At 38.8% G+C, this 13,955-nt stretch carries 13 protein-coding genes and 1 pseudogene; 8 read left to right on the forward strand and 6 right to left on the reverse strand.

Annotated features, from left to right (window positions below; translation table 11 throughout):
• Window positions 1-34 precede the first annotated feature (34 nt).
• The 5 genes and pseudogenes from mobT to ACTFWY_RS02880 all read right to left on the reverse strand — a co-directional run bounded on the left by mobT (window position 35) and on the right by ACTFWY_RS02880 (window position 4,462).
• A pseudogene (gene mobT, locus ACTFWY_RS02860) lies at window positions 35-1,240 on the reverse strand (MobT family relaxase).
• Window positions 1,241-1,417: 177 nt separating this feature from the next.
• Complete coding sequence (locus ACTFWY_RS02865) at window positions 1,418-2,803, reverse strand: FtsK/SpoIIIE domain-containing protein (RefSeq protein ID WP_000813488.1); 1,386 nt, start codon at window positions 2,801-2,803, stop codon at window positions 1,418-1,420.
• 28 nt (window positions 2,804-2,831) lie between these two features.
• Window positions 2,832-3,218 carry a YdcP family protein gene (locus ACTFWY_RS02870; RefSeq protein WP_000985015.1) on the reverse strand — a complete coding sequence of 129 codons (387 nt, stop codon included), beginning with the start codon at window positions 3,216-3,218 and terminating at the stop codon, window positions 2,832-2,834.
• A 15-nt stretch (window positions 3,219-3,233) separates the two neighbouring features.
• On the reverse strand, window positions 3,234-3,548 hold the full coding sequence (locus tag ACTFWY_RS02875; protein ID WP_000420682.1) for a YdcP family protein: 315 nt from the start codon (window positions 3,546-3,548) through the stop codon (window positions 3,234-3,236).
• Window positions 3,549-4,021: 473 nt separating this feature from the next.
• Window positions 4,022-4,462, reverse strand: a complete 441-nt coding sequence (locus ACTFWY_RS02880; protein ID WP_003126317.1) for a GNAT family N-acetyltransferase — start codon at window positions 4,460-4,462, stop codon at window positions 4,022-4,024.
• Between the two features lie 138 nt (window positions 4,463-4,600).
• On the opposite strand from ACTFWY_RS02880, the gene ACTFWY_RS02885 reads away from it, so the two are divergent.
• The 8 genes from ACTFWY_RS02885 (at window position 4,601) to ACTFWY_RS02920 (ending at window position 13,204) form a co-directional block, all read left to right on the forward strand.
• Window positions 4,601-5,725 carry an AI-2E family transporter gene (locus ACTFWY_RS02885; protein ID WP_003126318.1) on the forward strand — a complete coding sequence of 375 codons (1,125 nt, stop codon included), beginning with the start codon at window positions 4,601-4,603 and terminating at the stop codon, window positions 5,723-5,725.
• 101 nt (window positions 5,726-5,826) lie between these two features.
• Window positions 5,827-7,203 carry a hemolysin family protein gene (locus tag ACTFWY_RS02890; protein ID WP_003126319.1) on the forward strand — a complete coding sequence of 459 codons (1,377 nt, stop codon included), beginning with the start codon at window positions 5,827-5,829 and terminating at the stop codon, window positions 7,201-7,203.
• Between the two features lie 191 nt (window positions 7,204-7,394).
• Complete coding sequence (locus ACTFWY_RS02895; protein ID WP_138372035.1) at window positions 7,395-8,408, forward strand: lipoate--protein ligase; 1,014 nt, start codon at window positions 7,395-7,397, stop codon at window positions 8,406-8,408.
• Window positions 8,409-8,440: 32 nt separating this feature from the next.
• Window positions 8,441-9,163, forward strand: coding sequence for a methionine ABC transporter ATP-binding protein (locus ACTFWY_RS02900; protein ID WP_081132169.1), 723 nt, complete (start codon window positions 8,441-8,443; stop codon window positions 9,161-9,163).
• The gene (locus ACTFWY_RS02905; protein WP_311810598.1) at window positions 9,150-9,818 is read left to right on the forward strand and encodes a methionine ABC transporter permease; all 669 of its coding nucleotides are present in this window, start codon (window positions 9,150-9,152) and stop codon (window positions 9,816-9,818) included. Before ACTFWY_RS02900 ends, ACTFWY_RS02905 begins: the two co-directional genes overlap by 14 nt.
• Window positions 9,819-9,826: 8 nt before the next feature.
• A complete protein-coding gene (locus ACTFWY_RS02910) occupies window positions 9,827-10,633 on the forward strand; it encodes a MetQ/NlpA family ABC transporter substrate-binding protein (RefSeq protein ID WP_003126324.1) in 807 nt (268 codons plus the stop codon).
• Between the two features lie 226 nt (window positions 10,634-10,859).
• Window positions 10,860-12,440 carry a peptide chain release factor 3 gene (locus ACTFWY_RS02915; protein ID WP_081132170.1) on the forward strand — a complete coding sequence of 527 codons (1,581 nt, stop codon included), beginning with the start codon at window positions 10,860-10,862 and terminating at the stop codon, window positions 12,438-12,440.
• 221 nt (window positions 12,441-12,661) lie between these two features.
• Window positions 12,662-13,204, forward strand: coding sequence for a DUF3267 domain-containing protein (locus ACTFWY_RS02920; protein WP_311810599.1), 543 nt, complete (start codon window positions 12,662-12,664; stop codon window positions 13,202-13,204).
• A gap of 71 nt (window positions 13,205-13,275) precedes the next feature.
• Here the strand turns inward: ACTFWY_RS02920 and ACTFWY_RS02925 are convergent, their stop codons facing one another.
• Window positions 13,276-13,893 carry a GNAT family N-acetyltransferase gene (locus tag ACTFWY_RS02925; protein WP_171917547.1) on the reverse strand — a complete coding sequence of 206 codons (618 nt, stop codon included), beginning with the start codon at window positions 13,891-13,893 and terminating at the stop codon, window positions 13,276-13,278.
• Window positions 13,894-13,955: the final 62 nt, after the last annotated feature.

Here is a 13,955-nt window from a genome sequence, read left to right on the forward strand (position 1 = left end):
TCTCCTCTCTATATTCAATGAATTTGTATTTGAGTTATTTTTTTGTTGTTATCACGTCCTGTTCTTTTACTGACTGTTGCTTCAAAATCTGCTTGTGTCGGTCTGTCAGTTTCGCATGGTCGAGAATGTCTTTTACAACCTGCGTCTGGTTGATTTCATCAAGTTTAATCGCAACCTTTAAGGTCGGGGCAACTTGATGAGATAGCCAGTTCAGCGTCCTTTGGAAGGAGTAAGGCTCTGGTTTTGTGGTTAGTTTTAATCGTTCACGATTGTTCCCAATAAACCAAGCCCATTCTTCATTCAGTTTCCAATCAGAACGAGGTTTGGAATCGTCTTTATCTACAAAACGGATATACCGATTGATAATTTTAAAGGCGGTATGCTCTGGATTGTCATAGACGAGTAAATCACGGACTGCATAATAGGCACGCTCATTTTTCAATCGAATCTCAAAACGGTTTTTTACTTCTGCGTCTTCAATGGGAATATCATTTTTCTTGTACTGCTCGTAGTCCTTTTCATAGATACAGAAATAAACTTCACTTTGTAATGAACCGATATAGAGGGTGTTTCCCATACATTCCTTTTCCTCTTTGCGTACCAGTTAGCCACTGCGATAGCTTTTAAAACTGCGGAAGACGGAGATACATTCTTCCTGTTGGCACTTTTCAGTGAGTACAGGGATATTCAAAATCCCTGTCTTATCGTTAATGGCAAGGTCAAGGCGTTTCATCACACCGCCAGCCACCAAAACGTCCATAAAGAACTCATACCAGCTTCTTTGTTGTGCCAGAAGATAGCTTTCAAATTGTCTGCACCCACGACCTTTCAATTCCACCAGAACTCCTTTGTCCAGTTCATGGGAGCAAAGGACGAATATGTCGCCTAAAGCATAATGCTCTGAATAAGAATAGAAACCATAGTCCTCATGAAGAAAATAGGACAGTTTCAGTTGTAAGATGTTTTCGACCACCTGCTGTACGTCTGTTGTCGGAAAGCGAATCCTTACATAATCAAACAGCATTTCAAGGGGAGCGTCGGGATTGAAGCGTTCCAGAGCTTCCCAAAGGGACTGCTGTAAATCCTCTGATGGCTTGACTTTTCCTGTTTCAATATCGCTTAGATACTGCCTTGTAATACCAGTCGCAACAGCTAAACGGTTTTGAGATAGTCCATAAGCCAAGCGTTTTTCTTTTAAATGCTGTAACCAAGTTTGTTCATTCAGTAAAAATCCCTCCAATCAAAAAGGCGTATGTCAACTTTTAAAGCCCATTTGACATACGCTGAAATTTTGTAAATCCCTTGTAACCAAAGGATTTTCTAATGTTTTTTTGACTGTTTCCTGTCGATTTGTACCCCCCTGTTAGATACGGGGGGTTAAGTGCTGGCGTGGCTATTGCCACACCAGCCAGCAAGATCAGTCCACACCTGCGACTTCCGCTTCGCACGTCGCCTGCGTGGACTGTCTGCTGTTGGATAACTTTTTAATTTCCTCCAAGAAATCATATCCTTTTGGTACAAGGGGAGTATAAAACTCTGATATGACACTTGTTCCTACATCAACATAGCCACGACCTTTGATTCGCTTTAAGAAGAAATCCTTTTGTACGTCACTGCCAAACATCATGCCATAGCCCATTTCAGACATACGACCTAAAGCCACTCTGAAATTAAACTGATCACGGATTCCGTCGCCTAAATATTTTGCGTCTGGACGTTGACAAGCCAGTATTAGAAAGAAGCCAGCTTGACGACCTAACATGACAATCTGTTTCAGCTTATTCATAACTGCGGTGTTTTCTTTTGTTCCCAGCATTTCCATGAAAGCGACGTATTCATCAAAGATTAAGAAGTGTGCCGGGAGACCTAAGTAAGCATAATTTTTGCCAGTCTTATAGTTCTTCATCTGCTTCATTTCCTCACTACGTTTCATCATTTCTTCATAGAATGTTTCAATGCAAGAAAGCAAGTCTTCTTTTCTATAGTAGACATTTGCCATCACAGAACCTAAGTCCGCAAGGTCAGCATTTTTCGGGTCAAGAATATACAGTTTTGAATCTGTATGAAGCAAGGCTTCAATCAGTGTCAGTATAAAGTAAGTTTTACCGCCACCTGTACCACCAGCAATCAACATATGAGGGAGCTTATCATATTCCCACCATACGTTTTTCATTAAGCGAAGTTTACCATCTTTAGCTTCTACTTCATCAATAGAAATACGACTGGCTATGGTGTCATAGAGCAAAGTATATTCCACATAGGAATCCTTTAACTCTTTATCCGTCAGCTCACAGTACAAGCCACTCTCTAATTTCTTTTCCAAGTGTAAGAGTTGGTCTTGATATTTTCCCAGCGTGATTTCCACCCGTATCTGTATCAAGCCATTTTTAAGTCGATAATACATTTTAGGGAAGTAGGTTATCTTTTCCTTTGTACGACCAGCACTATCTTTAAAGAAACCCTCTGTTTTGACCTGTTCAGATTCATACCACTTGTTTTCAAGTATCATCTTTGCCAGTTTTTGACGGTGGTAAAGTTGTTTAACCGTATCATAGCGAACCCGTTTGAATACAAACGCTACCAGCAAGCAGATAAGAATTGCGACACTGAAACTGATAATTAAATAGGGAATGTCAATCTTATCTGCTTGTGATAGGTTAAAATCCTGCCAGTTGATCTGCTGGATTGTCTTCACATGAAACAGTCCGACAACCAGCAGGAAAACAGGCAGGAGTGACGCTATCGTAAAATGAAAGACTAAATCTTTACCAGATGGGCGAATCCTTTTACCACGCTGTTTCATGCGAAAAAGTCTCCTTTCTACCTAGCGACTATTTGTCTTGTGTCGGTTCTTTCTTTGCTTGTGGTTGAGCTTTGAATGAACTAGAATCCTTTGTCAGCACAATATCGTCTGCCTTGATATACCAGTCAACATCTGCTCCTTGATAGGTGGCAGTAGCAACGGTGTCCGCAATGGGATTGATAAGTTCCACCCGTGCGTTATAATCAAACTCTTTCAAAGGCACGCTGGCAGGAATACTTACTTGAATCATGCGTCCTTGTCCTTTGGATTTTAAGTCATAGGTACGTTCCTTGATTTCATCTGAAACCGACCCGTCTTCATTTTGGATTCTCACTTCACGACGTAGAGCAGAGAATTTCAATTCTCCAAAAGTCGTGTCTTTATCTAATACAATGCCATTTGCTAATCTCATCATTTTTCCTCTCTTTCTTTATTCTTTTATCATGTCGTCAGCATGTAAAAGGTAATTTGTAAAACCACGAGTGCCGATTTTGTAGCCCTCTGCGGTAATACGTGGATTGACTAACTTCACACGTTCCTCAAAGCCGAAATGTTTTTCGCCAGCTTCAGCAGGAAGCACCACCACAATATCATCTGCTCTTTGAACATCAGAATAGAGATTATAGCTTCTTGATAAGACAGTTAGCCGTCCGTTGATTCTTCGCTGAACGACTTTATCCTCGCCAGCAAATTCTAAATTGCCGAATGTTTTTTCCATGTTGGGAATCACAAATTTAAGTTCCATATTTTTACCTATCCTTTCTTTTTTATTGGCTGAATGAATGTTTGATGGTCTTAAAGAGTGGGGAACGACCTTTTGATTCTTGATTTTTTGTTTTCATAAGTTCACTTCCTTTCAAAATCGGGTAAAAAAATAGACACCTCATTTTTTGAAGTGTCTACCTATTAAATATTCAAATTTTATTGGAAGTATCTTTATATCTTCACTTTTCAAGGATAAATCGTCGTATCAAAGCTCATTCATAAGTAGTAAATTAGTAGTAAATTGAGTGGTTTTGACCTTGATAAAGTGTGATAAGTCCAGTTTTTATGCGGATAACTAGATTTTTATGCTATTTTTAGTTTTAAAAATAGTGCCTGTCATCGAGTGATTGATTTGTAAGGCGGGGCTTCTTTAAAGGAGATTCATCCAGTTCTATAAAGAAGCGAAAGTTGTCAATCACGTGAGTTATAAGTGATTGACAGCTTTTAAGATACTTAGTTCTGCAGATATTTACTCATTTTGATGTGGGGCATATCCGCATCAAGAAATTCTTCCCCTTCAGGTTGGTAGCCTAGAGAAAGATAAAAACCTTTTGCGGTTAGCTGAGCACCTAAAGTGATTTTTTGAAACCCTTGTTTCCGAGCAAAATCCTCCGCCCCTTGGATCAAAATTCGTCCGAAGCCTTTTTTGCGATGGGAAACGGGTACGGCCATACGCTGAAGTTTCAATGTGTGGCTATCTATAGGAAGCAGCCGCAAAGTTGCTGTTGCTTCTTTTTGTTCATTGTAGAGAACAAAATGGACCGCGTTTGCTTCGTCCTGATCGATCTCAAGACTTAAGGGCACGCCTTGTTCTTTGACGAAGACATCATTACGAATTTTCAACGAGTCCAGATAAATTTCGCTTAATGTATCTTTGGTTTGTGCGACGAACATAAAATCAACCACCTTCTTATTTCATCAATTATTTTTTTAGTATACCATTTTTACGAAAAGAAAAATGGCTTTTGCGGCTAAAGTCGCAAGCTTTTTTTTGTAAAATACTCTATAATAGTGAAAAAAGGAGGGAATCGTTTGTTCGACAAATTCAAACAATCAAAACTTTTCTTCTGGTCATTAGAAATTCTCGTTCTTGCCACGTTAGCTCTGGTATTGAGCAAAATCAATTTCTTATTTGCACCAGTAGGAACATTTTTTTCGACATTATTTGCGCCGGTCTTAATTGCAGGCTTTTTGTACTATCTGCTTAATCCGATCGTCGTTTTTCTGATGAAGACCACCAAGATCAAAAGAATCTACGCTGTGATTTTAGTTTTACTCTTATTAGTAGCAGCTATTGTCCTAACAGTCGTAAGCGTGATTCCAAATCTGATCAACCAAATTTCACAACTTGCAGAAAATATTCCTACTTTTGCTAAAAATATGGAGACTTGGATTTCTAAAATAGCAGATGACCCAGTATTTAAACAGATCGACTTTGCGCAACAGTTAGAAAATCTCAATCTTTCCTATGGTTCATTGCTGCAACAATTTCTAAGTGGGCTGTCAACAAGTTTGGGATCGATCGTAGGAACGATTGCTTCAGCAACGATGATCATTGTTACAGTACCATTCATCTTGTTTTATATGCTGAAAGACGGCGAGAAACTTGTGCCAAATATTCAATCAGTTTTACCTGAAAAAAGACGAAATCAAATCATCGAGTTATTGGGTGATCTGAATAAAACATTGTCCAATTACATTAGCGGACAAGCGATTGAATGTATTTTTGTCGCGACCTTTACCTTTATCGGCTACTGGCTAGTGGGTGTCAATTACGCCTTTTTATTTGGTGTCATTGCAGGGATCACTAACTTGATTCCTTATTTGGGCCCTTACCTCGGCTTGATTCCGGCAGTTTTAGTGACAATCTTTGATGATCCTTTCCGGGCTCTGTTATGTGGTGTAGTCGTGTTAGTCGTTCAACAATTAGATGGTAATGTGATCTATCCTAATGTAATCGGAAAGTCATTGGCGATTCATCCGCTAACCATTATTTTAGTGTTGCTAGTCGCAGGGAACATCGCTGGATTACTGGGTATTTTCTTAGGAGTACCTTTCTACGCCATTTGTCGTACGATTGTGATTTTTGTGATTCGTTTGATTCGTGACGATAAAAGCAAGAAAAACCAAGAGAAATTGATCGAACTAGATAACTGATGGTTTTTATTGCAAAGAAAAAAGCTTTATGATACGATTTTATCGTGGGTATAGCCCACGATTTTTTTTAGAAAATGTAAAAATAAGGAGAGAATGCTATTATGAATGCTGACCCCGAGAGTCAGTCGCTATTAGCGCAAATTTTATTATTGATCGTTTTGACATTGATCAATGCTTTCTTGGCTGCTTCAGAAATCGCGGTTGTTTCAGTTAATAAGAACCGTGTAGAACAGAAGGCTGAGGAAGGAAATGTCAAATCACAAAAATTATTGAAAATCATTGACAATCCCACCAACTTCTTGTCGACGATCCAAGTTGGGATCACATTAGTCAATATCTTATCAGGGGCCTCACTGGCAGATACGCTATCTACCCGCTTAGCACCCGTTCTAGGTGGCGGAGCTGCAGCAAAAAGCCTGGCTAATATCATTGTATTAGCGATTTTGACCTATGTTTCGATCGTATTTGGTGAGTTGTATCCAAAACGAATCGCAATGAACAAATCTGAAGAAGTTGCTCAATTTACTTCAGGTGTGATACGTGTGATTGGTACGATCGCAAAACCCTTTGTGTGGTTGCTTTCCGCTTCAACTAGTTTGTTAGCTCGAATCACACCAATGGAATTTGATGATGAAGATACAAAAATGACTCGTGATGAAATGCGGTATATGTTAGAAACAGAAGGTGTCTTTGAAGAAGATGAATTGGAAATGCTACAAGGAATCTTTTCATTGGATACGAAGGTGGCCCGTGAAGTGATGGTGCCGCGGACTACTGCATTTATGGTCGATATCAATGATTCAGTAGATGAAATTTTGACAGAAATTTTAGCAGAAAACTATTCTCGAATCCCAGTATATAATGAGGACAAAGACAAAGTCGTAGGTATTTTACATACAAAAAACCTGCTGAAATGTGCCTATAAATATGGATTTGAAACATTAGATATTAAACAAATCCTCCAAGAACCATTATTTGTGCCTGAAACTGTTTTTATTGATGACTTACTCTATGAGTTGAAAAAGACTCAAAATCAGATGGCTATCTTATTAGACGAATACGGCGGTGTCGTAGGTCTGGTTACTTTAGAAGACCTCTTAGAGGAAATCGTTGGTGAGATCGACGATGAATCGGATGAAGTAGAAGAATTATATGAACAAGTTTCTGATCATGAGTACATCATCCAAGGGCGAATGTTGATTGATGACTTTAATGAAGCATTTGATATGAGCCTGCACATGAGTGATGTTGATACAATGGCTGGATATTTGATCACAGCTTTAGGGTTGATTCCTGATGAAGGAGAGAAATTATCCTTTAAAGTGGATAACGTCACACTGATCACAGAAGAAATGGAAGGGTCACGTGTATTGAAGATCCGCGTTATCTTCCATGATCCTGAAGAAACAGCTGTCGAACCTGAAGAAGAACGCCGCTATTTCAAAAAAGATTTTGAAGAAGACGAACCTCGTCGATAAAATGAATGCTTGAAGCAAATGCTTCAAGCATTTTTTTGTCTAAAAATAATATATAGAACAGAATGAGTTAATCAAATGATACAGATTTAGCTAGATAAAAAAACTAAAATAACTAAGCATATTTCTTGCTTTTCTTGTGAATTAAAGAGAGGATAAGAGTGCGATAACTAGAAATCATTGTGGGTGGGAAAATGAGATTTTACCGAATGAAAAGTGATGATATTCGGATGAACTTAGCTACTGAAGAATATTTAATGAATAACGTAGATATTTCAGAACCATGCTTGCTGTTATACATACAAAAGCCTTGTGTTATAATCGGCAGAAACCAAAATGCCTACGAAGAAATAAATTTTGACTATTTACGACATAATGACATCGTTTTAACCCGGAGAACCTCTGGTGGCGGAGCGGTTTATGACGATCTAGGCAACATGAGTTTTAGCTTTGTGACTAAAAAAGATGTGACTCATTTTGGTGATTATCATGGAGCCACCCAACCTATTTTGAAAGCATTGCAGAAGATGGGAGCAAAAGAGGTTGAAGTACGGGGAAGAAATGACTTGTTTGTTGAAGGAAAGAAATTTTCTGGTAATGCCATGTACACAAAAAATGGCAGAAGCTATTCCCACGGAACATTGATGTTCGATGTTGACTTAAGCGTTTTGACAAAAGTGTTGAACGTTCCGCAGGAAAAGATCGATTCGAAGGCAACAAAGTCAGTGCGTAAAAGTGTGACCAACATCAAGCCCTATCTTTCTGAAGAATATCAACAGTTGTCAACGAAAGAATTTAGAGATCAATTGCTCTGTCATATTTATGACGTCGACAACATTGAGGAAATCCAAGAAAAAGAAATCAAATTAACGGCTGAAGATCAACGGAAGATTAATCAGTTGTATCAATCGCGATATGCCAATGATCAATGGATTTATGGGGAAGCCCCTAATTATCAATGGACGAAACGCAAACGTTTTGAAAATGTTGGTATCGTTGAACTACGCTTTTCAGTGGCAAAGGGGAAAATCACAGAAGCACAAATCACTGGAGATTTTTTTGGCGAAGAAGATATCGCTGGTCTCGAAAAACAGCTGATTGGTCTTCCTTATAATGAAGAGTTGCGGCAGCATTTTCAAGGGGTGGAAGTCGCGAAATATATCCATCAACTGACAAATGAGCAATTTGTATCACTACTTTTCAATTGAGTTTGAAGGCAGAGGAGCGTCAGGAACCAAATATGATCGAAGTAAAAGAGGTTTCACAAGTATATCAGGACAATGTCCTTGATCGAGTATCGTTAACAATCAACAATGAGATCGTCGGTATCGTCGGCAAAAGCGGTTCCGGGAAGTCTACCTTGTTGCGTCTGATTAATTTGATCGAATCTCCTTCAGCTGGCGAAATCGTGATTGATGGCGTGAACACGACAGGATTGACCAAGAAAATGAGACGAAGTCTACAGCAAGATATTGCGATGATATTTCAACAATTTAATCTGCTCCATAATCTGACTGTCTACGACAATGTTTTTTTGCCTTTAAAATTAGCTGGAAAATCACAACGACAAGTGATGGAAACGTTAGACTTCGTAGGTATGTCTGAAAAGGCTTCGGTTTATCCTGCTTCTTTAAGTGGAGGGGAGAAGCAACGAGTAGCAATTGCCCGTGCTTTGGTCAAAGAACCAAAGATCCTCTTGTGTGATGAACCGACCAGTGCATTGGATGAAGATACTAAGGGAGATGTTTTATCGTTATTGCAAAAGGTTCATGGCACTTTCCAGCCTACAATCGTGTTTGTTAGTCATGAATTGTCAGCGGTTCGACAAGTTTGTGAGCGGGTCTATGTTATGGAACAAGGAAGAATCGTAGCGGAAGTAGCGAATACGCCGCATCTTTTACAAAAAGAAGAATTAAACTATGTCGATCGTGTGATAAGGAGTCTAAAGCATGACGATAATTGAGAGTATTCAATACTATTTACCAGAATTGATGCAGGCGATGGAAGAAACCCTGATCATGATGAGTATCTCTATCTTCGCCGCTGTTTTGATTGGATTGCCATTAGGTATTCTATTATTTATTAGTCGTGAAAACAACAATCAGGGAACGATTTTGTATCAAATATTAAATTTGCTGATCACGGTCATTCGTTCGTTTCCTTATTTACTGTTTGTTGTTGCGATGATTCCCGTCACTCGTTTTTTGTTAGGCAGCTCGTTTGGGCCGATCCCAGCAAGTATCCCATTGAGTATTGTGTCAATCGTCATCTATGCTCGTTTAGTCGAGCAGGTATTGTTGGATGTCCCAGAAGATGTCGGACTATTGGCACGCTCATTAGGTGTCTCCACTTATCAATATGTCAAAGAATTTTTGCTCGTGGAAGCAAGAAGCGGGTTAATCCTGTCTCTGACGACAACGATCGTCAGTATGGTGTCTTATTCCACAGTGATGGGAATCGTTGGCGGAGGAGGAATCGGAGACTTTGCCATCCGTTATGGATATCAACGGTACGAATATGGGGTCATGTATTTTGCCATTTTAGTGATGATCGTAGCAGTTTTTAGTATTCAGTTGATTGGGAATGGGTTAGCAAAAAAAGTTGATAAAAGAAAGTAGGAGTAGGAATGAAAAAAGGAATATTTTTTGGGTTAGTATTAGCAGTAATGTTTCTCGGTGCTTGTGGAACAGGGAATGAGTCGCAATCAGAGGATAAAGTGATTAAAGTCGCTTCTCAAACGACCCCTATGACAGATGTTGTCAAAGTAGCAGCCGATGCGGTAGAAGATGGCTGGAAAATTGAATTGGTACAAGTAAATGACAATATTCAATACAATGAGCTGTTGAATAATAAGGAAGTAGACGCAAACTTTGCGCAGCATGAGCCGTATATGCAACGCTACAATGAGGAAAAATCAGCAGATTTAGTGGCTTTAGACAAAATTTATAATGCTAAAGTGGGCTTTTACTCAAAAGAGTATACAAAAATTGAAGACATTCCTGAAGGAACGAAAGTTGCTCTGCCGAATGATGTTTCTAATGAAGGACGAGCATTAGCCATCTTAGCTGAGCAAGGATTGATTGAATTGAAAGATGGAGTTGGAGTCAATGGTACGATCAAAGACATTACTGCGAATCCTAAAAACTTTGAATGGTTGTCTGTGGACTTATTGAATCTAGCAGAAGCCTATAATGAACCAAATGTCTCCCTTGTCTACAACTATCCGACCTATATCGCCAAAATTGGTCTAAAGCCTGACGATGCCTTGTTCTTAGAGAAAACGATAGATGATCGTTTTGCGATCTCTTTAGTTGCTCGTAAGGACAATCAAGATTCAGAAAAAATCAATGTTTTGCGAAAAGCGATGACCAGCGATAAAGTCAAAGAATTTTTGGAAAATGAGCATAGTGATACATTAATTCCAGCCTTTTAGTTTTTTGAGTGTTTTTCATGCTTTCACAGCAGTTCTCGTATAAATACAAATAGCTATCAAGCTGCTTAAACAGTTGCTCTCTAGACTTTCGAATCTGAATGATAGAGAGCATTTGTCTGTAATTTTTCTTTTTTCCGCTCTTGATACATGATATACTGATTTGGTCAGAAAATCTTTGTATAGACACAGAGAGTTCTAATTTCAAGGAATGGAGTAACTACATAACATGGAGAATCCAAATTTAAAACAACAAGTTGAAAGTCGTCGCACCTTTGCGATTATTTCTCACCCGGATGCTGGGAAGACAACGATCACTGAGCAGTTGCTGCTATTTGGGGGAGCAATTCGCCAAGCAGGAACTGTCAAAGGAAAGAAAACCGGTAATTTTGCTAAATCCGACTGGATGGAAATCGAGAAACAACGGGGGATTTCTGTCACTAGTTCTGTAATGCAATTTGATTATCAAGGAAAACGTGTGAACATTTTGGATACACCAGGACATGAGGATTTCTCTGAAGATACGTATCGTACGTTAATGGCTGTTGATAGCGCCGTGATGGTTATTGATAGTGCCAAAGGGATCGAAGCACAGACGAAAAAGCTTTTCCAAGTCGTAAAAAAACGGGGAATCCCGATCTTTACCTTCATCAACAAATTAGACCGTGATGGTCGTGAACCATTAGAACTTTTAGAAGAGCTAGAAGAGTTGCTTCAAATCGAGTCCTACCCAATGAATTGGCCAATCGGAATGGGAAAAGGGCTTGAAGGACTTTATGACATTCACAATCAACGGGTTGAAATTTATCGTCCAGAATCTCATGGCGGTGAACGCCTGATTCCATTTGATCAAAACGGTGAAATTCCCCAAGATCATCCGCTGAATCAAAATGGTGTCTATCAACAAGTGTTGGAAGAAGTCGAATTATTACAAGAAGCTGGCGATTCCTTTGATGAAGAGAAAATCGCTCGTGGTGATCAAACCCCTGTCTTTTTTGGCTCTGCGTTAACAAACTTTGGTGTGCAAACTTTCTTAGAAACATTTTTACAATTTGCACCAGCACCTTACGGACATAAGACAATGACAGGAGAAGAAATTAGTCCATACGAACAAGAGCTTTCAGGATTTGTTTTCAAAATCCAAGCCAATATGAACCCCGCACACCGTGACCGGATTGCCTTTGTCCGCATTTGCTCAGGAACATTTGAACGGGGAATGGATGTCACGCTTGAGCGGACAGGCAAAAAAATGAAATTAAGTAATGTGACCCAGTTCATGGCAGACACTCGCGAAAATATTGAGCAAGCTGTTGCCGGCGACATCATTGGGGTATATGATACCGGAAATTATCAAATTGGTGATACTTTATATGAAGGGAAATTGAAAGTCGCCTATGAAGAATTACCTTCGTTTACACCTGAACTCTTTATGAAAGTAACAGCCAAAAATGTTATGAAACAAAAATCATTCCATAAGGGGATCTATCAGTTAGTGCAAGAAGGAGCCATCCAATTGTATAAAACGTATCTCAGTGATGAATACATTATTGGAGCGGTTGGACAGCTGCAATTCGAAGTATTTCAATATCGAATGCTGAACGAGTACAATGCAGAGGTGATCATGTCGCCAATGGGACATAAGATTGCTCGTTGGATCGATCCTAAAGATTTGGATGAAAAGATGAGTTCAAGTCGCAACATTTTAGCCAAAGACCGTTTCGACCAGCCATTGTTCTTGTTTGAGAACCAATTCGCGATGCGTTGGTTCGCCGACAAATATCCAGATGTCGAATTGAAAAGTTTGATGTGAAAACACTGCTAGTACTTGTGACGGCAAGTGTTCTCAAATGATGGGAGCGAGAAATGAGTTGGTTCTTGTCTAAAAAAACATTCTTATCGTTTTTGATAAGAATGTTTTTTTGTTTTGTATCAGTAAAAAATCGAATTGTTTTGGTCTAAAAAGACTGATATAATAATTTATGACGTGAGACGAGCGCTTATAGTGTTGCAAATAGGAGTAAGGGGGTCATTATGAAATTAATCAAGCGTGTCAATTTGCTTGACGATAAAAAGCTGATCATGAAACTGAATATCTTAACGATTCCTCTATTGGTTATTTTCTTTGCTTTATTTACGCTTTTAACATTAGACAGAAAGTTATCGGAAGAAGTCACTATCGATTTAATGTATCTCGTTATTGCCATTCTATCAATGGCAGGGTTAATCATCGTTCACGAATTGATTCACGGGATTTTTTTTAAGCTGTTCAATAAGGAAGGAAAAGTCAAATTTGGTTTTAAGAATGGTTTGGCCTATGCAACAAGTCCTAATTCCTTTTATTCAAGGTGGCAGTTTTTACTTATTTTGCTTGCTCCTTTTGTCTTGATCACTGTGGTCTTATGGCTGTTGTATGCGTATAGGGAAATTTCTCCTTATGCATTTGTCTGGTTGGCTTCTTTTCATGGGTCAGCCTGTATTGGGGATTTTTATTTTTGTTATTTAGTGACTAAAGCTCCAGCGCATAGTTATGTAGAAGATACCGAACAGGGGATAAATTTTTATTCCAATCATTAGCAAAGCACAGCCATTAGGGCTGTGCTTTTTTGCACTCATTTGAAAAACGCTTTTGTTGCGTAGCATGGCTATCATTTGTCAATCACTTTGCTATAGAGCATGCACTGAAGATCAATTTTTTTGTTGGGCAATTTTAATGAAATCTTTTTTTCTTTTTGACGTTGAAAACCGCGCTTTTCATAAAATTGATACGTACAAGCACTATCTGTAAAAAGATAAATTTCTTTTCCTTGCACTCTTTTCTGTAGTTCATTTAGCAGCCGCGTTCCGATCCCTTTGATAGGTATATCAGGATTAGCTGCTAAGAAAATGATTTCCCCATCCGGTGAATGGTCACTTAAATATTCAGAAAGGAGTTGATTGTTTCCGGCATCATATGCTCCGGCACTTTCTTTGGCAAAACTATTCTGTAAGAATTCAAATAGTTTTATGTACATCATTTGTCCAAAAGAAGTATGCGCTTTAGGTGCACCGCTTATTTCCGCTAGTAAAACTCCAGCCAATACATCTTCGTGATAGAGAGCAATAATCTCAGTCGCGCGATTTAATTCCAAGTACCAGAAATATCTGCCGTAAAGATTTAAGAGCAGTTTGTTTTTGATATACCAATCAAAGTGCATTCCTTTGATGGCAAACTGGATGGCTTTATGATAGTCTTTTTTTTCTAAATTTCTGAAAGTTAAAGTCATTTTTTATTCTCCTAATCATTGGTTGTCTGTGATACACTTATAGTATAATAGACACTTTGTCG

Source organism: Enterococcus sp. 125944 (genome assembly GCF_051909435.1).
Classification (GTDB): Bacteria; Bacillota; Bacilli; order Lactobacillales; family Enterococcaceae; genus Enterococcus_D; species Enterococcus_D gallinarum.

Bases quoted from the DNA above. Each gene is read 5' to 3' on its own strand.
- ACTFWY_RS02865 (WP_000813488.1), bottom strand. From the start codon at position 2,803: ATGAAACAGCGTGGTAAAAGGATTCGCCCATCTGGTAAAGATTTAGTC.
- ACTFWY_RS02870 (WP_000985015.1), bottom strand. From the start codon at position 3,218: ATGATGAGATTAGCAAATGGCATTGTATTAGATAAAGACACGACTTTT.
- ACTFWY_RS02875 (WP_000420682.1), bottom strand. From the start codon at position 3,548: ATGGAACTTAAATTTGTGATTCCCAACATGGAAAAAACATTCGGCAAT.
- ACTFWY_RS02880 (WP_003126317.1), bottom strand. From the start codon at position 4,462: ATGTTCGTCGCACAAACCAAAGATACATTAAGCGAAATTTATCTGGAC.
- ACTFWY_RS02890 (WP_003126319.1), top strand. From the start codon at position 5,827: ATGAATGCTGACCCCGAGAGTCAGTCGCTATTAGCGCAAATTTTATTA.
- ACTFWY_RS02895 (WP_138372035.1), top strand. From the start codon at position 7,395: ATGAGATTTTACCGAATGAAAAGTGATGATATTCGGATGAACTTAGCT.
- ACTFWY_RS02900 (WP_081132169.1), top strand. From the start codon at position 8,441: ATGATCGAAGTAAAAGAGGTTTCACAAGTATATCAGGACAATGTCCTT.
- ACTFWY_RS02905 (WP_311810598.1), top strand. From the start codon at position 9,150: ATGACGATAATTGAGAGTATTCAATACTATTTACCAGAATTGATGCAG.
- ACTFWY_RS02910 (WP_003126324.1), top strand. From the start codon at position 9,827: ATGAAAAAAGGAATATTTTTTGGGTTAGTATTAGCAGTAATGTTTCTC.
- ACTFWY_RS02915 (WP_081132170.1), top strand. From the start codon at position 10,860: ATGGAGAATCCAAATTTAAAACAACAAGTTGAAAGTCGTCGCACCTTT.
- ACTFWY_RS02920 (WP_311810599.1), top strand. From the start codon at position 12,662: ATGAAATTAATCAAGCGTGTCAATTTGCTTGACGATAAAAAGCTGATC.
- ACTFWY_RS02925 (WP_171917547.1), bottom strand. From the start codon at position 13,893: ATGACTTTAACTTTCAGAAATTTAGAAAAAAAAGACTATCATAAAGCC.